General features: G+C 70.5%; 11 protein-coding genes. 8 read left to right on the top strand and 3 right to left on the bottom strand.

Going from position 1 to position 17,311, the window contains the following annotated elements:
* Positions 1-416 precede the first annotated feature (416 nt).
* Positions 417-758, top strand: a complete 342-nt coding sequence (locus ACFWPS_RS52295; RefSeq protein WP_383721191.1) for a cyclic nucleotide-binding domain-containing protein — start codon at positions 417-419, stop codon at positions 756-758.
* A gap of 176 nt (positions 759-934) precedes the next feature.
* Here the strand turns inward: ACFWPS_RS52295 and ACFWPS_RS52300 are convergent, their stop codons facing one another.
* From ACFWPS_RS52300 to ACFWPS_RS52310, 3 genes are read right to left on the bottom strand one after another with little or no spacing between them, the layout of a single operon-like run.
* Positions 935-1,426: a DUF4188 domain-containing protein gene (locus ACFWPS_RS52300; protein ID WP_383721194.1), complete on the bottom strand. Its 492-nt coding sequence runs from the start codon at positions 1,424-1,426 to the stop codon at positions 935-937.
* 34 nt (positions 1,427-1,460) lie between these two features.
* Positions 1,461-1,670 (bottom strand): 2TM domain-containing protein, encoded by a 210-nt coding sequence (locus ACFWPS_RS52305; RefSeq protein WP_383721196.1) that lies wholly within the window; start codon positions 1,668-1,670, stop codon positions 1,461-1,463.
* Between the two features lie 50 nt (positions 1,671-1,720).
* The gene (locus tag ACFWPS_RS52310; RefSeq protein ID WP_383721199.1) at positions 1,721-2,443 is read right to left on the bottom strand and encodes an alpha/beta fold hydrolase; all 723 of its coding nucleotides are present in this window, start codon (positions 2,441-2,443) and stop codon (positions 1,721-1,723) included.
* A 369-nt stretch (positions 2,444-2,812) separates the two neighbouring features.
* Here ACFWPS_RS52310 and ACFWPS_RS52315 point away from each other — a divergent pair, with 369 nt between their 5' ends.
* The 7 genes from ACFWPS_RS52315 to ACFWPS_RS52345 form a co-directional block, all read left to right on the top strand.
* Complete coding sequence (locus ACFWPS_RS52315; RefSeq protein WP_383721201.1) at positions 2,813-5,407, top strand: FAD-dependent oxidoreductase; 2,595 nt, start codon at positions 2,813-2,815, stop codon at positions 5,405-5,407.
* Positions 5,408-5,672: 265 nt separating this feature from the next.
* On the top strand, positions 5,673-8,855 hold the full coding sequence (locus tag ACFWPS_RS52320) for an ATP-binding protein (RefSeq protein WP_383721203.1): 3,183 nt from the start codon (positions 5,673-5,675) through the stop codon (positions 8,853-8,855).
* Positions 8,856-9,219: 364 nt separating this feature from the next.
* Positions 9,220-12,387 (top strand): ATP-binding protein, encoded by a 3,168-nt coding sequence (locus ACFWPS_RS52325; RefSeq protein WP_383721206.1) that lies wholly within the window; start codon positions 9,220-9,222, stop codon positions 12,385-12,387.
* Positions 12,384-13,589 carry a PLP-dependent aminotransferase family protein gene (locus tag ACFWPS_RS52330; protein ID WP_383721208.1) on the top strand — a complete coding sequence of 402 codons (1,206 nt, stop codon included), beginning with the start codon at positions 12,384-12,386 and terminating at the stop codon, positions 13,587-13,589. Before ACFWPS_RS52325 ends, ACFWPS_RS52330 begins: the two co-directional genes overlap by 4 nt.
* Positions 13,590-13,642: 53 nt before the next feature.
* Positions 13,643-14,989, top strand: coding sequence for an MFS transporter (locus tag ACFWPS_RS52335; RefSeq protein ID WP_383721211.1), 1,347 nt, complete (start codon positions 13,643-13,645; stop codon positions 14,987-14,989).
* A gap of 342 nt (positions 14,990-15,331) precedes the next feature.
* On the top strand, positions 15,332-16,129 hold the full coding sequence (locus tag ACFWPS_RS52340) for an alpha/beta fold hydrolase (RefSeq protein ID WP_383721214.1): 798 nt from the start codon (positions 15,332-15,334) through the stop codon (positions 16,127-16,129).
* A 35-nt stretch (positions 16,130-16,164) separates the two neighbouring features.
* Positions 16,165-17,311 (top strand): MMPL family transporter (locus ACFWPS_RS52345; protein ID WP_383721217.1); only part of this gene is annotated, 1,147 nt, incomplete at its 3' end.

A 17,311-nucleotide genomic window follows, 5' to 3' on the forward strand; every position in this document is an offset into this window, starting at 1 on the left:
ACGATGCGCCTGCTCGGAAACGCGAACTGGTGGGCGCCGGCGCCCCTGCGGCGCTTCTACGCCCGCCACGGCCTCCGGGAGGACGACGACCCGCCTCCCGCGCCTGATCCCCGCCCCGCACCGGCCCGTATGTCGTCCGACTGACCCTCCCACCGAGGACGAGACGATGCATCAGCGCGCATACGACAGCCAGTGCAACCTCACCACCGCCGGTCTGCTCCTGTATGCCATGACCGTCGCCCGGGTGAAGCCGGCGCCCGTTCCGGTTCGCGCCTGAACAACTCGATTCGACCAGCACTCCAGCAAGAGACCCTTCTGGTCCGGTGTGACGGAGGAATCACGCGAACGACGGTACGGCAGAGCGTGGGCCGGTCCTGGACGACGAGCAGTTCCGCCGACTCGCCGAGTACGGGGAGGTGGAGCACGCCGAGCCCGGCCGGGATCTGTTCACGTCCGGCGACGACACCTACGACTTCTTCCTGCTGCGGTCGGCGACCGTGGACATCGTCCGGGACGCGACGGTGATCGAGCCGGAGCGTGTGATCTACCGGGGCGGACCCGGAGACTTCCTCGGCGAGCTCAACCTGCTGACCGGTCAGCACTCTGCCTGCCGCCCGACGTCTTCCCGCTCGCCGGAAACGAAGAACTCGTGGACACCGACAGCGCTCGTCGACGGAGCAGCGCACGCCGGCCGTGACGCTCATTTGACGCTCCGAAGCCCTGACGGCTCACCCGGGGAGCCCAAAAATCTCCTCTGACCTGGTCTTTTCCGAGACTTGCCCCGGCCGACATCTTTCCGATGACGCATCATGTGGAGTGCGTGGCCCGGCCGGCCTGGCCGACACCGTACTCAGGTGCACTGCGGTGCGGAGACCACGTGGTCTCCATACGAGCCAGGGCGGTTCAGTGTGAGCGATCCTCGTGGAACGGATGCCTACCTCTCTGCCGCCTTCAGGCGCTGGGCCGCCGTGTCGCCGCGCCGACCGACCGGTACGACGCCTGTCGCGGCGCCGAGGCCGTATGCGGGCATGTCGACGTACACCGATTCGTAGGAGCCTGCCGGGACGATGAACGTCTCGTGCCAGATACCCACATGACCCTTCCCGGCACGTGCTCGTCGGTTGAACGCCGTCCATGCGGGCCGGTGCTCCTTGTCCTGCTGGTGGGCGTAGGCGAGGAGCCGTTCCTTGTCGGACCAGTACTGGACGACGTAGAAGTCCCGGAGGCCGCCGTAGAGCACCTTGTAACCGAGAAGCCCGCTGGTCTTTTCCTGGGACAGCTCACGCAGCATGCGCGGCATCGACATGAATGCCGGTAGCCAGCTGGAGAATGCTCGCAGCCGGTTGATCCGTAGCCCGATGTGGAAGACGACGACGTCGCCTTCGGCGGCGGCGGTGTTGCGACCCGGAACCACTTTCTCGGACATGATTCTCCTCTGGTCCTTCTTGCGATGGTTCAGGTCATGGCCGGACGAGTGATCGGGACTTCGAACGAATCGCCCAGAAGTGGATCACCAGCCCGATACCCCAGCCCAGAATCGACCACAGGGGCCAGAAGAAGTGGTCGGGTGTGAGAATCGCCCACAGCACCACCTGGGCCACATTGGCGATGACGTACCAGAAAAGGTGGATCCGCAGGCCCCACCTCATGGCCTTTTCGCTCTTCTGCATTTTCCCTCCCGTGGTTCATCGGATCGATGCACTTGCGGTGACCGGCGGTGCTATTGCGGGAGCGTCTGCTCCTGTACGGCTGTCTCGATGAGGGCCACCGTCGCACCCGGCCGGGAGACGAACACCATGTGCGAAGCACCCTCGACCACCTGGGTCTTCGCGCCGGAGCGCTGGGCCATGAACTCCTGCGTCGCCGGCGGGATGATCCTGTCGGCGCCGCTGATCAGGTTGTAGTTCGGGATCGTGTGCCATGCCTGCGGGCCGGTGGCGGGCTCGCCCAGTGCGGCGCCGGTGGCCGGGCGTTGCGTGATCGAGTAGAGGGCGGCTTCCTCTGCCGACACGTCAGCCGCGAAATGGGGATGAAAGACCTTCGGGTCGATGTAGAGGTCCACCTGTCCGTCGGGCAGCGGCACAGGCTTCAGGGACTCGCCCACGGTGCTGCCCGGGAACTTCTCGACCAGTGCTTGCGTGCTCTCGCCCGTCTCCGGCACGAACGCCGCCAGGTAGACCAGTGCCTTCACGTTCGCGTTTCCCTCGGCGGCAGTGGAGATGACCGCACCGCCGTACGAGTGCCCGACCAGCACGATCGGTCCCCCGATGCTGTCCAGCAGCGCCTTGACGTGGATCGCGTCGAAGGCGAGGCCTCGAAGTGGATTCGGCGCGGCGACCACTGGATAGCCGTCGGCGACAAGCCGCTTGGCGACGGCGTTGAAGCCACTGCTGTCGGCAAAGGCTCCGTGTACGAGCACGATCGTCGGTTTCCCGCTCTCCATGGACCAACCTCTCCTTCGGATGACGGCCGACAAGGACCGGAGCGGGTGTCGGTTCTCCCGCACCGTCCGGCTGACGACCACTTCTTCGAACCCCGCTTGCGGGGAACGTCCGCCGGCGCGACCTCGACCGCCGGAAGTGTCCGGACACGTCGGTCGACGAACCGGAGGCGTGACCGCGGCGACGGTGATGGGTTCGGGGATGAATTCAGCGAAGAACTACACGGCTCCACACCCTCACGCTCGGCGCAAAGCTACGACGCCGCACTGGACGGGAATGGAATGAGACCGGGACCCGGTTCCCGGTGGGCTTCACTGATCATTCAGTCGACGTCAAGCCGGTTCGGCCAATCTGGGCGCCTTGGAGGACAGATGACTGGGGGGTTGCCGATGGTGCCGGACGAGGAAGCCGACGTGGTGGTGATCGGGTCGGGTATGGGCGGTCTCGCGGCGGCGCGCACGATCGCGCAGTTCGGCGGGAAGCGTGTTCTCGTCCTCGAACAGCACTACACGCTCGGTGGGATGACGCACGAGTTCTCCCGCGCCGGGCGATACCGGTTCGGCACCGGGCTGCATTACATGAGTGCGAGTGCCGGCCCGTTCCTCGGGTTCATGACGGACGGAAGGGCGCAGCTTTCGCCCCTGCCGGACGAGTACGACGCACTGCACTTCCCGGGGTTCGATTTCGCCGTCCCCGCCACGAAGGAACGGTTCCGTGAACGTCTGAAGGAACGGTTCCCTGCCGAGTCCGACGCGATCGACCGATTCTTCCGGACGACGCGCTGGGCCATGGCCGGGCTGACCGCGCGCAATGTCTTCGCATCGTTCCCCGCAGGCGTACGAAAGGCGGGTGCGCCCATCGTCGAGCGGCTCTTCCCGTCGACGTTCCGTTCGTTGCGGGACCAGGTTTCCCGCAGTTTCCGCGATCCGCGCCTGCGGGCCGTTCTGGCCGCGCGATGGGGGCTCTACGGCACTCCGCCGGCATCGAGTGCGTTCGGCTATCACGCGGCGGTCCCGCTGACCTTCTTCATGGAAGGCACCGCACATCCCGTGGGCGGCCCGCAGGAGCTCAACCGGGTGGTTCTGGAGATCCTGCAGCGGTACGGCGTGGTGCTGCGCTCCCGGCAGAGGGTTCATGAGGTCCTCGTCGAGGGCGGCAAGGTGGCCGGCGTCGATGTCGAGGACACCGCCACCGGCCGCCGCTACCGTGTGCGGACGGACACCGTTGTCTCGGCGGCCGGAGTTCGCAACACGTACGCCCTGATCGGGAAAAGCCACGAACTGGCGGAGCTGCCCGAGGAACGGTCGGCGGTCATGCTGTTTCTCGGACTGGACCGGTCGCCGGCCGAGTTCGGACTGCGCGGCGAGAACCACTGGTTCATGCCGGATCTCGACGAGCACGACGGCGTTCCTCGCCCTCCCGGGGAAGGCACGTTGTATGTCTCCTTCGCCTCGCTCAACAACCCGGCTGCCCGGTTCCACACGGTGGAACTGCTGGAACTCGTCGATCCGAAGGTGGTCGACCAGTGGCGCGGAACGCCCGAGAACGAGCGGCCGGACAGCTACCGGAAGTTCAAGGACGAGCTGACCGGGCGGCTGATCGCCCGCCTGGAGGAACGCTGGCCCGGCTTCCGGGAGACGATCGCGTTCGCCGAACTGGCGACGCCGCTGTCGTTCGAGACCTATCAGCACAGCGTGCGGGGATCCTTCTACGGACTCGCGGCGACTCCCCAGCGGTTGCGTTCGGCGCGGGCGGGATGCCGTACTCCGGTCAAGGGACTCTTCGTGGCCGGGCAGGACGCCTGGGGGTCCGGCGTGGTGGGGGCGCTGGCCGGCGGGCTGATGGCGGCGAACGCGGTCCTGAAACCGCGGCAGCTCGGGACGATGTGGCAGGCCATCCGTTCCGGCGGGATCACCCGGGATCCGGCCACGCCCTGGGAGGGCTATCTGCGGGTGGCCGGCATCGAGGTGCTGACCCCGACGGTCCGGAGGATCCGCTTCGAACCCCTGGACGGGGACACGATGCCGTTCGCGTTCGCCGCCGGGCAGTACGTGAAGGTCGACCTGCCCGTGGCCGTCGAGCCGATCGAACGGTCGTACTCGATCTGTAGCAGTCCCGGGGAGAGCGGCTTCGTCGAGATCGCTGTGAAGCACGAGCCGGACGGCCTGGGCTCGGGATTCCTGCATGAGGAACTGGAGGTCGGGCCGGCGTTGCGGGTGAGCGGCCCGCACGGCGAGTTCACCTGGGATCCGGGCTCCGAGGAAGGCACGGCGGACACACTCCTGCTCATCGCCGGGGGCGTCGGGATCACCCCGCTGATGAGTGTCCTGCTCGCGGCCGCCGACGCCCGCCACACGGGGCGGATCGTCCTGCTGGCGAGCTACCGGACCGAGGACGAGGTGGTGTTCGGGCCGGAGATCGAGGCGCTGCGGTCCCGGCTGCCGGGGCTGGCGGTGTCGGTCTTCGTCACCGAACGCGAGGGACGGATCGGTCTGGACGAGCTGCGGCCCCACGCAGGCCCGGCGACCCGCGTGCACCTGTGTGGGCCGGCGCCCATGATGCAGGACCTGATCGGCCGCCTGACAGAGCTGGGGGTGCCACGAGAGGCCATCCGCACCGAGGCGTTCGTGTCCGGCCGGAGCAAGGAGACCCGCCGGGAGAAGGCCCACGCCATCGCCGTCGCCGCCGCGGCGGCCGGTGTCACCGAGTTCATGATCGACATGGTCGGCGGCGCCCCGGCGTTCCCGTGCGGCCCCGGGCAGTCGGTCCTTGACGCCGCCAACGCCGTCGGCGTCGCGTTGCCCCAGTCGTGCGGCGAAGGCGCTTGCGGTACCTGTCGGGTGCGGGTGCTCTCCGGCGCCTACGAGACCGACGACCGGGGGATGTTCTCCGCCGACGAGTTGGCGGCGGGCTGGCGGCTGGCCTGCCAGACACTGCCCACCGAGGACCTGGTGATCGGCCAGTAGGACGGGCCGGCCGCGGTCACTGTCCGCGCCGTCCCGCCGGCGGCACGACGGACAACGGCTTCTGACTCCAGCCTGTCCAGTCCCGTGGCAATCGGCGCGTTGCCCGGCTGAAGAACCTGCCGCGATCACTGCTGTCGCCCCTGGTCGTTTGCTCTGCCCTTCCGGCCGGCAACGAGCAGCAGTCGCTTTCCCTGCCGCGTGACCTCGGTGACCACGGGCAGCGGAAGGCGGCGAGGGCGACCCGGGACTGGGATTGGAAGAAGGAATGGCCTCCTCCGACGCATCTCTGCGTCTGCAGGTTCTCGGGCCGTTGCGGGTCTGGCGGGACGGTGTGGAACTGGACGCCGGTCCTCCGCAGCAGGCGTATCTGCTCGCCGTTCTCCTCGCCCGTGCGGGCGAGCCGGTCAGCATCAGCGAGTTGGTCGACCTGATCTGGGCCGAGGACGTCCCGGCCTCGGCGGTCAACATTCTCCAGAAGTATGCTGGCGCGCTGCGGCGGCTGCTCGAGCCGGCGTTGCCCGCGCGTGAACCCGGCTCGTACCTGCTGCGTCGCGGCAGCGCGTACCTGTTCGTGGCTGCCCCCGGGACACTGGACGTCGTCAGGTTCCGTGAGCTGGTCGATGCGGCCGAGGGCGGCGTCGCGGAGCAGCGGCTCGCTGCGGCGCTCGACGGGTACTTGGAAGCGGTGGGGCTCTGGCACGGCTCGGCCGGCGACGGGGTCGCCTATGGCTCGACCGGTATGGCGATCTTCGCCGGGCTGGACGACGAGTTCCGCCACGCCTGCGTGGCCGCAGCCGAGTTGGCGACAAGGCTCGGCCGGCCCGAACGTGTGCTCCAGTCCTTGCACATGGCCGCCCGGATGGCGCCGTTGGACGAGAGAGTGCAGGCGAGTCTCATCGCCGCCCTGGCTGCCGCCGGCCAGCCGGCCGAGGCGCTGTCGGTGTTCCGGACCGTCCGCGCCCGGCTGGCCGAGGAACTGGGCGTCGACCCCGGCCCGGCACTGGTGGCCGCTCACCTGCGGGTGCTGGAACGGGCACCGGCTGAGGAAATGCCCCATGAACGGCCTGCGGCACCCACCACCGGGGCGTCGACTGCCGACGGCCTGGTCGGCCGGGCCGAGGAACTGGCGGTGGTGCGGCATGCGGTGGAATCGGCACTCGCCGGATCGACGGGGCTTGTGCTCGTCGAGGGAGAACCCGGAGTGGGCAAGACCCGCCTGCTCGAGGAGGCCGGTGCCGAGGCGAACCGGCGTGGCGCGCTCGTTGCCCGGGGCCATTGCCTGCCGGGGGACGGGGCGCCGTCGATGTGGCCGTGGGCGCAGGTCATCGGCGCGCTCCTGGACGACGTGCCGGCCGCGGCGCGCGAGGACTGGCAGGCGGGCGAACTCGGTCGTCTCGTGACATCGCGCGGCAGCGGCCGCACGATGTCGGCCCTGCCGGACAGCGGCGTCCGGTTCCGCTTCTTCGAGCAGGCTGTCGCGCTCGTCCGCCAGGTATCGGCGCGGCGACCCGTGATGCTCGTCGTCGACGACCTTCAGTGGGCCGATGCCGCCTCGCTGGATCTGCTCGGTCACCTGATGGCTCGGCTGCCGGGCGGCACCGCCGTGATCGGGGCGCTCCGCGACCGTGCGCCCGCGCCGAGCTCGGAACTTGGGCGGCTGCTCGCCGCGGCGAGTCGGCTGCCCGGTCACCGCAGGATCCCGCTCGGCCCGCTGGGCCCGGCCGAGGTGGCCGAACTCGTCCGCCGTGAGACGGGCCAGGACCCGGGCCCGGATGCCACCCGCCTCATCCACACCCGCACCGCCGGCAACCCCTTCTTCGTCCGCGAGCTGTCCCGGTTTCTCGCCGACGGCGATGTCCTCACCGAGGCCACCGCGGCCCTGACCGCGGTACCGGCCACTGTCCGGGATGTCGTTCGCGACCGGATGACCGGACTGGGTGCTGACGCCTGCAGCCTGTTGCAGATCGCCGCGCTGATCGGCCGTACCGTCGACCTCGCTCTCCTCGCCCGCACCGCCGGTCTGGACCACCAGACGTGTCTGGACCGGCTGGAGGCGTGCGAAGGGCTGGGCCTGCTCGAACCTTCGCCCGGCGACCCCTACTCGTTCGGATTTCCGCACGACCTGGTCCGCGAATCGGTGGTCGAGACCATATCGCCGCCGCGTGCGGCCCGGCTGCATCTGCTGGTCGCCGACGGCCTGGAGCACAGGGCCGCGGACACCGAACTGGTGGCCGAGCGCCTCGCCCATCACTTGTGGTCTGCCGGACCGCTCGCGGATCCGGCCCGAACCGCGACCGCGCTCGTCCGGGCCGGCCGCTGCGCCGCAGCCAAGCTGGCGCTCGAGGCAGCCGCGCGCCAGCTTCACTCGGCGGCGCGGGTGGCACGCACAGCGGGCCTGGCGGAGCTGGAGCTGGCCGCCCTGTCACTGTTCACCGCGGTGGACGGAATGCGGGCGGGATACGTGGGCTCGGCGGTCGATCTGCTGGAGCGGGCCGAACACCTCTCCCGTGGACTGAACCGGGAACGGGAGGCCGCCGACTTCCTCTTCTCCCGCTGGGCCGCGTACGCCCAGGGCATACAGCTGGACCGCGCCGGCCGGTTGGCCGGCCAGTTGCTGGCGCAGGGGGAGGCGTCCGACGACTCCGCCGTGCGCGCCTACGGCTGGTACGCCTGGGGCATCCACCAGTGGGGTGTCGGCAACATCGGAGAGGCGTTCCGGTACCTGAGCCGGACCGACTGGACCGTTCTGGACGACCTGGCCCACCATGAGGAGGACCCGCTCCGGCGCGATCTGCGACTGCTCGCGGCCGGGATGCTCGCGATGATGACCGCATTGCACGGGGACGTCGACGGGGCACTGGCCCAGCTCGCCACGATGGAGGCCGCCGCGGGAGGCGACCCCTACGCGATCACGGTCTGGGCGGCGTTCTCCGCCAGAGTCGCGGCGTTGATCGGCGACCCGGCGCGGGCGCTGCGCGCCGCCGAGTGCGGGATCGCCGTGGACCCCGCGTTCTCGTTCGGCTTCCTCGGCAGCTACCAACGGCTGGCCCGGTGCTGGGCGCGCGCCGTGACCGGCGGGGACCCGGTCGGCGCAGCCGCAGAGGCGCAGGATCTGATCGTCGCGTCGCTCTCCGACCCGCCACGCTCGGGCCTGGCCACCTGGTACGGGCTCCTCGGCGAGATGTGGCTGGCAGCCGGAAAGCTGGACGAGGCCGACGCGGCGCTCGACCGGGCGGACTCGGCCATCGAAACGTACGGCCAGCGCTACGCCGAAAGCCTGCTGCTTCTGCTCCGGGCACGGGTGCTGCAGGCACGCGGCGAGCCGGTCGCCACCGTTCAAGCCGTTGCCGAGCGGGCGCACACACTGTCCGTCGAGCGCGAGGCCCACCTGTTCGCCCGCCGTGCCGAGGAACTGCTGGCCGAGCTCGCGGACAACACATCCCGCTGACATCCGTGTTCACGACGCCGACGGCCGGTGAGCGAGGCCGGCGCAATCGGCGTAGCGGTGACCGGAGCAGCCTCTGCGCTGTGTGGTTCTGGGACGGAACTCCCTCTGGAACTGCGCTGGTCGGCGATCGGTGGTTCGCTCGCGCCGGCAGAGGCGGCCGAGGCCGAATCACACCGGGCCCCTGCAGACCGGCACATGGACCGGCCGCCGATGCATGGGTACCGGCCGATCGGCAACCTGGTTCCGCCACGACAGCGTCGCCCGGTGGTCGCCCCGGCGGATGGACCCAGGCCGCAAAGGAACCGTAAAGTGGCTGTGCCGCAGCCGATCGTGGTCGGCCCGTGAGTGGGGGTATGGGGTGGGCATGGCTTCCTCCGGCGGACATCTGCGTCTGCAGATTCTCGGTCCGTTGCGGATCTGGCGGGACGGCGTCGAACTGGACCCCGGGCCTCGGCAGCAGTCGTACCTGCTCGCGGTGCTGCTCGCCCGCGCGGGCCAGCCGATCAGTACGAGCGAGTTGGTCGACCTGATCTGGGCCGAGGACGTCCCGGCGTCGGCTGTGAACATTCTCCAGAAGTACGTCGGCGCGTTGCGACGGCTGTTCGAGCCGCTGCTGCCCGTCCGCGAAGCCGGATCGTTCCTCCACCGACGCGGCAACGCCTACCTCTTCGCCGTCGGCTCCGCCACGCTGGACCTCGTCGCGTTCCGGGAACTCGTCGATGCCGGCAGGGCCGCGCTGGCTCAGCACGATCGCGAGGCGGCCCTCGATCACTACGTCGGGGCGCTCGGGCTCTGCCACGGCTCGGCGGGCGACGGCATCGGCGACGGGACCATTGCCACGACGGTCTTCGCCGCACTCGACAACGAGTTCTACGACGCGTGCGCGGCGGCGGCGGAGCTCGCCGTGTCGACGGGTCAACCGGAGCGGGTGCTTGCGGCTCTGCAACTGGCCGCATCGATGGCACCGTTCAACGAACCCGTGCAGGCCGGTCTCGTCGGCGTTCTCGGCGCTGCCGGCCGCCAGGCGGAGGCGCTGTCGGTGTTCCGTCAGGCCCGCGACCGGCTCGCCGAGGAGCTCGGCATCGACCCGGGTCCGGCGCTGGAGGACGCACAGCGGCGGATTCTCACCCAGCCCCCGGCCTCGCCGCTCGTGCGGGCGGCGGACGAGGAGGCCGGGCGGACCACGGCGGCCACCTTGATCGGCCGGACCGAGGAACTCGCCACGCTGCGGCGCATCGTGGAGCGCGCACTCGCCGGCGACACCGCGATCGGCGTTGTCGAAGGCGAACCGGGCGCGGGCAAGACCCGGCTGCTGGAGGAGGCCGCCGCCGTGGCGGGCCGACTGGGTGCACTCACCGTCTGGGGCTCCTGCCTGGAGGGCGACGGGACACCGGCGATGTGGCCCTGGGAGCAGGCGCTGAGCCAGGTCGTCCACAGCCTGCCCGCTGCGGCGAGCGAACAGTGGCTCACCGGCGGGCTGGGCAGCCTCCTCGCGGCGCGGGACGACGCGACCCGGGAACTCCCCGACGGCAACGCCCAGTTCCGGCTGTTCGAACAGGTCGTCGCCCTCGTCGGACAAGCCTCGGCACGGCGGCCGACCCTCCTGATACTCGATGACCTCCAATGGGCCGACGCCACCTCCCTGCAGCTGTTGCAGCACCTGGCGGGGCGCCTGCCCCACGGCACCGCGGTCATCGGCGCGCTGCGCGACCGCGCACCCACACTCAGCCCGGACCTCTCCCGGGTGCTGGCCGCTGCCAGCCGGCGGCCCGGCCACCGCAGGTTCCGGCTCGGCCCGCTCGGCCTGGCCGACGTGACCGCACTCATCCGCCACGAGGCCGGCCAGGATCCAGACGACGCCGTCGCCCGCGCCATCCACGCCCGCACCTCCGGCAATCCGTTCTTCGTCCGCGAACTGTCCCGGCTCCTCAGCGGGGTCGGCGCGATCGCCGACGGCGACACGTCCCCATCGGCCGGGGTCCCCTCCACCGTCCACGACGTCGTCCGCGACCGGATGGCCGGGCTCGACGACCTCGCCCGCGACCTCCTGCGGGTGGCCGCGCTCATCGGCCGCGACGTCGACCTCAGGCTGCTGTCCCGTGCCACCGGTGTGGACGTCGCGGACTGTCTCCATCGTCTGGAACCGCTGCACACTCTCGGGCTGCTCGAACCCGGGCCGCAGGACCCGTCCTCGCTCCGCTTCGCGCACGACCTGGTGCGCGAGTCGGTCTCCGAGACCGCGACGACACAGCAGGTCACCCGGCTGCATCTGCGCGTCGCGGACGCGCTCGAACAGATCCATGCCGACGACGAGGACGTCGCCGAACGCCTCGCCTACCACCTGTGGGCCGCCGGCCCCCTCGCCGAGCCCGTTCGCGCCGCGGAGGCGCTGATCCGCGCCGGGCGCCGCGCGGCAGCCAAGCTCGCCTTCGAGTCCGCCAACCGGCAGTTGCGCTCCGCCATACAGGTCACCCGTGCCTCCGGACTCATGGAACTGGAGTTCTCCGCCCTCACGCTGCTCGCCATCGTCGTCAGACGACAGTCGGGGTACGACGCCTCGACCTTCGACCTGCTGGAGCGGGCCGAATACCTGGCCCGCACCCTCGGCCGGGAGGCGGAGGCCGCCGACTTCCTCTTCATCCGTCTGATGGGTGCCTACACCTCCATCGAGAAGGGCCGCGGGCAGTTGGCCCGCCGCATGCACGAGCTCGGTCAAGTGTCCTCCGATCCGGCCGTCCGACGCTACGGCCGACAGGCCTGGGGCCTGCATCAGTGGGACATCGGCAACATCGGCGAGGCGTACCGGTCGTTCACCAAGGAGGATGTCGCCGCTGCCGGCGGTGCCCTCGCCCCGGACGAGGAGACACCGCTCCGGCGGGACGGCGGCATTCCCGGGGAAGGGCCCGGCTGGCGGGCGGTCATGACCGCGCTGCACGGTGATGTCGACGCGGCGCTGGCTTTCGTCGACACCTGGGACACCCCGGGGGACCCGTACGCGGCCTCGGTCTGGGTCTACTACACGACCATGATCGCTTCCATGGCCGGGGACGCCGAAGCGGCACGGCGCGCCGGCGAGCGGTGGGCCGCCGCCGGCCTCGCCCGGCTCCGCGCCCAGATCGACCACTACATCCGGCAGAGCTGGTGCTGGGCACGCGCCCTCACCGGCGATGATCCGGCGGGCGCCGCGGCCGAGGCCGAGGAACTCCTGGTCGCCAACCTGCTCGATCCGCCGCAATGGGGCATCGCCTACCACTACGCACTGATCGCCGAGATGTGGCTGGCAGCCGGATCGCCCGACCGGGCCGACGCCGCTCTCGACCGAGCCGACCAGGCGATGTGGGACTACGGCCAGCGTTACGCCGAAGGGCTGCTCCTGCTGCTGAAGGCGCGCCTGCTGCAGGCCCGCGGCGCACCCCTCACCGCTGTCCGGGCCGCCGCCGAGCGGGCCTACACGCAATCCACCGCATGTGAGGCGCACCTGTTCGCGCGACGCGCCGAGCGACTCCTCTCAGGAACTGGAGGCAATGCATGACCGCAAGCCCTGAGGACCAGAGCGGGCTGACGGCCCTGGCCCGTGGGCTCTCGGCGCCGAAGGGCTTCGTCGACGCCAGCCTGGCCGCCCCTGCCCCCGGAACGATTCGCCTGCTGGGTGGCATCCCCGCGCCCGAGGCTCTGCCGGTCGAGGCGATCGGCCAGGCATCGGCGCAGCTGTGGCAGGCCCCCGACGCCGCGGTCGCGAGCCTGCAGTATTCGCCGGCGCGCGGATCCGCCGCGCTGTGCGACTGGATCGCGAAACGGGAGGGCGTCGACCCGAGCCGGATCGTGGTGACGAACGGTGGCATGCACGGCCTCGCACTGGCGGTGCTGAGCGTGGTCGAGCGCGGTGCCACCGTCGCGGTGGACGATCCGGTGTTCCCGGGTTTCCTGTGGGCCCTGGAGGTGTCGACGACGCGGATCATGCCGGTACCGGTCGTGGCCGACGGCTTCGACGTCGAACACCTCGCCCGGCGGCTCGCCACCGGCGCCCGGATCGCCGCGGCCTACACCGTGCCCGACTTCCACAACCCCGCCCAGGTCAGTCTCTCGGCGCCGAAGCGGCAGGCACTGATCGAGCTCGCCGAGCGGTACGGCTTCTACGTGATCGTCGACAATCCGTACCGCGAACTGCGCTTCGGCGGCCAGGACCAGGGTGTCGCGGTCTTCAACCAGTCGGATCGGGCGATCCACGTCAACACCTTCACCAAGACCCTCGGCCCCGGCTGGCGCGTGGGCTGGCTGGTGCTGCCGGACCACCTCGTGGACCCGGTGATCCGGCTGCGCAACCGCCTCGACGTACACACATCCTCGGTGACCCAGGCGATAGTCGAACGGCTGCTCACCGAAGACGCCCAATGGTTCGACCGGGTCGTTCGCAGCGCCAACGCGCTGTACCAGGAACGCGCCGGCGTGCTGATCGACGCCCTGCGGGAACAACTCCCGGGCGCCCTCGACATCGTGGCCCCCGAAGGCGGGCTGTTCCTCTGGCCGCGGCTCACCGACGACGCCGTGGACCCCGCGGCGCTGTTGCAACGGGCGGCCGCCCACGGCGTGATCTACCAGCCGGGCGAGTTCTTCGCGGCGGACGCGGCGGACCCCCGGCGGCGGTCTTCGGCCCGGCACCTGCGGTTGTCCTACAGCGACCGCACTCCGGAAGAACTGCGCGAGGCCGTACGCCGACTGGCCCTGGCCTTCTGAGGACGCAAGCGAGCAACGACAGTCCCCTACGGCGGATTCCCGGAAGGCTGCTCATGACCAACGTTCGGCTCCCCCTCCGCGCACTCGTCCCGTTCGCCGCCGGTTCGGTCGGCATGGGCATCTGGGTCACCGTGCCGGGCATCTTCCTGCTGTACTTCCTGACCGACGTCCTGGCCGTGCCGCCGCAGACGGCCGGCCTCGCACTGCTGCTGCCCAATGTCGCCAACATCGTGCTGCACCCGTGGGTGGGCCGGATCTCCGATGCCGGCCTGGCCCGCGGCGGCCACCGCCGGCAACTGATGTCGGCCGGCTGCGTCGTGGTGCTCGCCTTCGCGGCCATGTTCGCCGTGCCGTCGGACCTGCACGGGACAACCGCCGCGATATGGGTCTCGGTGGCGCTGGTCGCCGGCAACCTGCTCTACTCGTGCTACCAGGTTTCCTACCTCGCCACACCGGCCGATCTGGGCATCGGCTACCACGAGCGGACCCGCCTCATGGGCTACCGCAATGTCGTGATCACCGTGAGCGTCCTGCTCGCCGGCGTGGCCGCGCCGGCGGTCGCCGGCGACGATCCGGGCGTCGGCGATTACACGAGAATGGCCCTGCTGCTCGGCGCGGCCATGCTTGCGGCGATGCTGGCCGGCATCACCGGCGTCGCCCGCCTCAACCGGGCCGCGCCGGGCACCCCGGCTGGGCCGGGAACTCGGGGCGGGCTCCTTGTGGCGCTGCGCGACCGGCAGTTCCGTGCGCTGACCGCGTCCTATCTGACCGTCGCGATCACGATGCACCTGGTACTGGCCGCCATGCCGTACTTCGCCGAGTACGAGCTGGGCCGCTCCGCGCTCACGACCGTGCTCGTCGCGGCGTTCATGGCGCCGGCGGTCCTGACCACGCCCCTGTGGGTACTGGTGGCCCGGCGTCTCGGCAAACAGCGCAGCCTGCTCGCCGCCCAGGCCGCGTTCGTGGCCGGCTCGCTGGTGCTGGCCCTGGGCGCCGCGGCCGGCCTGCCCCTGCTGATCGCAGCCGTGGCGATGCTGGGCATCGCGTTCGCCGCGATGCAACTGATGCCGCTGTCGATGGTGCCCGACGTCATCGCCGCCGCCGGGCCGGCCGGTACCGCCAGTGTGGGCAGTTACACCGGCGTGTGGACCGCCGCCGAGGCCACCGGCGGCGCACTGGGGCCGTACGTGTACTCGGCCTGTCTGGCTGCGGGCGGGTTCGTGGCCAGTACCGCGGGCGAGCACACCACGCAGTCTCCCGGCGCGCTGGCGGCCGTTCGCTACGGCTTCACCTTGGTGCCGGCCGTGCTCATGACGATCGCCATCGCGCTGCAACGCCGGTACACCTTGGACAAGCGCGCCCACACTGCGACGCCGCGTGCCGTTGAGGTTTCCCCGTGATCGCGGATTCTTGACCGTCCCAGTCTCCAGGTGTCCACGATCAGTTGGGAGCTTCACCGCCGGGGATACCAAGATCCCCGACAGAGGCAAGCTCAGTGTCTGTCACTCAATTTCACCGACGGGTATTTCACCGACGCGTATTCCGGCTGTGCGCGAAGGCGGCTTCGCTCTTTATCGGCTTCATGTCCGCAGGCTGGTTCGGCGTGCTTGACAACAACGGAACTGATGGTGAAGCGGCCCCTGGAGGGCGCCCGGATTTCTGTTCAGTGCTCGTCAAGTAGCCGGTTCTACGCTGACCCGCGATCACCACTGAGCACACCGGATACCGAAGGATGTATATCGATGACGACAACTCGCCGGGGGCTGTTGGCCGGATCCGCCGCCGTCGTGGTGGGCGCCGCACTCGACGCGCCCGCCGCGCAGGCACACACCGGAAGCGGCAGCGGCCAGAAGCCCACCGTGGTACTCGTGCACGGCGCGTTCGCCGACGCCTCCGGCTGGAACGGGGTCGCCTCCCGGCTCGTCCGCGACGGCTATCCGGTCATCGCACCGCCCAACCCACTGCGCAGCGTGGCCTCCGACTCCGCCTATCTGGCCGGCATCCTCGCGACTCTCAGCGGCCCGCTCGTCCTCGTCGCGCACTCCTACGGCGGGATCGTCGTCACGAACGCCGCGACCGGCAACCCGAACGTGAAGGCGCTGGTCTACGTGGCCGCGTTCGTGCCCGATCAGGGTGAGACGCTGCTGGGCCTGCAGACGAAGTACCCGGGAAGCAGACTCAGCGAGGAGGCGCTGGACTTCCGGCCCTACGGTGAGGGCCTCGTCGACGGCTACATCAAGAAGGACCTCTTCCACGACGTGTTCGCCGGGGACCTGCCGAAGGCGACCACCGAGCTGATGTGGGCCGGCCAGCGGCCGGCGGACGTGCGCACCCTCGGGGAGCCGTCCGGCGCCCCGGCCTGGAAGACCATTCCGTCCTGGTACCTCGTGGGCCGCGACGACCAGGTGCTGCCCCCGGCGGCGCAGCGGTTCATGGCGCACCGGGCCGGCGCGCACACCTTCGAGGCCGACACCTCGCACGTCGCGATGATCGCGCAGCCCGCGGCGACGGCCGCCCTCGTCAAGCGCGCCGCGCGCTGACACCACCGAGCCGACGAAGCCAGGAGGGGACGGCGATGTTCGAGAAGCTGGGGCGGACGATGGTCCGCCGACGGTGGTGGGTGATCGGCCTGGCCGCGGCCTTCCTGGCGCTCGGCGGCATCTGGGGCACGCGGGTCTTCGGCTCGCTGACCACCGGAGGGTTCGACGACCCGGCCGGCCAGAGCTCGCGTGCGGCCGCACGTGCCGAGGCGACGCTGGGCCGGACCGGCAACGACGCGGTGGTCCTGTACACCAGCCGCAGCGCGACAGTTGACGACCCGGCGTTCCGGCGAGCCGTCACCCAGACGCTCCAAGCGCTTCCCCACGACGTGGTGACCCGGACCGTCACCTACTGGAGCACCGGCAGCCCGGCCCTGGTCAGCCACGACCGGCACGCCACCTACGCGGTGCTGACCCTGGCCGGCGACGACGAGGCGCGGCGCGGCGAAGCGCTGGACGAGATCGAGCACGAACTGGCCGCGCCCGGCCTGCGGACCCAGGTCGGCGGCGCAACCACGGTCGACCGCGACATCCGCGAGCGGGTCGCGGCGGACATCGCTTTCGCCGAGACGATCTCCATACCGGTGCTCCTCGTGCTCCTGGTCGTCGTCTTCGGCAGCGTGGCCGCGGCGAGCCTGCCGCTCGCGATCGGCGCTCTGGCCATCCTCGGAGCGTTCACCGCGCTGCGCGGGATGACCTACCTGACCGACGTCTCGGTCTTCTCGGTCAACGTGGTGACGATTCTCGGACTGGGCCTGGCGATCGACTACGGCCTGTTCATGGTCGGGCGGTTCCGCGAGGAGATCGCCCGCGGGCTGGGTGTCGAGGACGCCGTCGCCCGCACGATGGCCACCGCGGGTCGTACGGTCGCGGTCTCCGGTGTCACCGTCGCCGTCTCGTTGGCCGGACTGCTGATCTTCCCGATGGCCTTCCTCCGCTCGATGGGTCTCGGTGGTCTGTCCGCGGTCGTGGTGGCGATGGTGGCGGCACTGACCGTGCTGCCCGCCCTGCTCGCCGTCCTCGGTCCCCGGGTCGAGGCACTGTCGGTGCGGCGGCTGCTGCGCCGCCCGCCGCCGGCTCTCCCGCAGGACGAGGTGGCGCACGGGTTCTGGTACCGCCTCGCGCACAGCATCATGCGCCGCCCGGTCGTCTACGCGACCGGGGTGCTCACGGTCCTGTTGC

Source organism: Streptomyces sp. NPDC058457, from assembly GCF_042720695.1.
GTDB lineage: Bacteria > Actinomycetota > Actinomycetes > Streptomycetales > Streptomycetaceae > Streptomyces.

Excerpts from the sequence above, each read along its gene's own strand:
- ACFWPS_RS52300 (WP_383721194.1), bottom strand. The coding sequence starts at position 1,426 with ATGTCCGAGAAAGTGGTTCCGGGTCGCAACACCGCCGCCGCCGAAGGC.
- ACFWPS_RS52305 (WP_383721196.1), bottom strand. The coding sequence starts at position 1,670 with ATGCAGAAGAGCGAAAAGGCCATGAGGTGGGGCCTGCGGATCCACCTT.
- ACFWPS_RS52310 (WP_383721199.1), bottom strand. The coding sequence starts at position 2,443 with ATGGAGAGCGGGAAACCGACGATCGTGCTCGTACACGGAGCCTTTGCC.
- ACFWPS_RS52315 (WP_383721201.1), top strand. The coding sequence starts at position 2,813 with ATGACTGGGGGGTTGCCGATGGTGCCGGACGAGGAAGCCGACGTGGTG.
- ACFWPS_RS52320 (WP_383721203.1), top strand. The coding sequence starts at position 5,673 with ATGGCCTCCTCCGACGCATCTCTGCGTCTGCAGGTTCTCGGGCCGTTG.
- ACFWPS_RS52325 (WP_383721206.1), top strand. The coding sequence starts at position 9,220 with ATGGCTTCCTCCGGCGGACATCTGCGTCTGCAGATTCTCGGTCCGTTG.
- ACFWPS_RS52330 (WP_383721208.1), top strand. The coding sequence starts at position 12,384 with ATGACCGCAAGCCCTGAGGACCAGAGCGGGCTGACGGCCCTGGCCCGT.
- ACFWPS_RS52335 (WP_383721211.1), top strand. The coding sequence starts at position 13,643 with ATGACCAACGTTCGGCTCCCCCTCCGCGCACTCGTCCCGTTCGCCGCC.
- ACFWPS_RS52340 (WP_383721214.1), top strand. The coding sequence starts at position 15,332 with ATGACGACAACTCGCCGGGGGCTGTTGGCCGGATCCGCCGCCGTCGTG.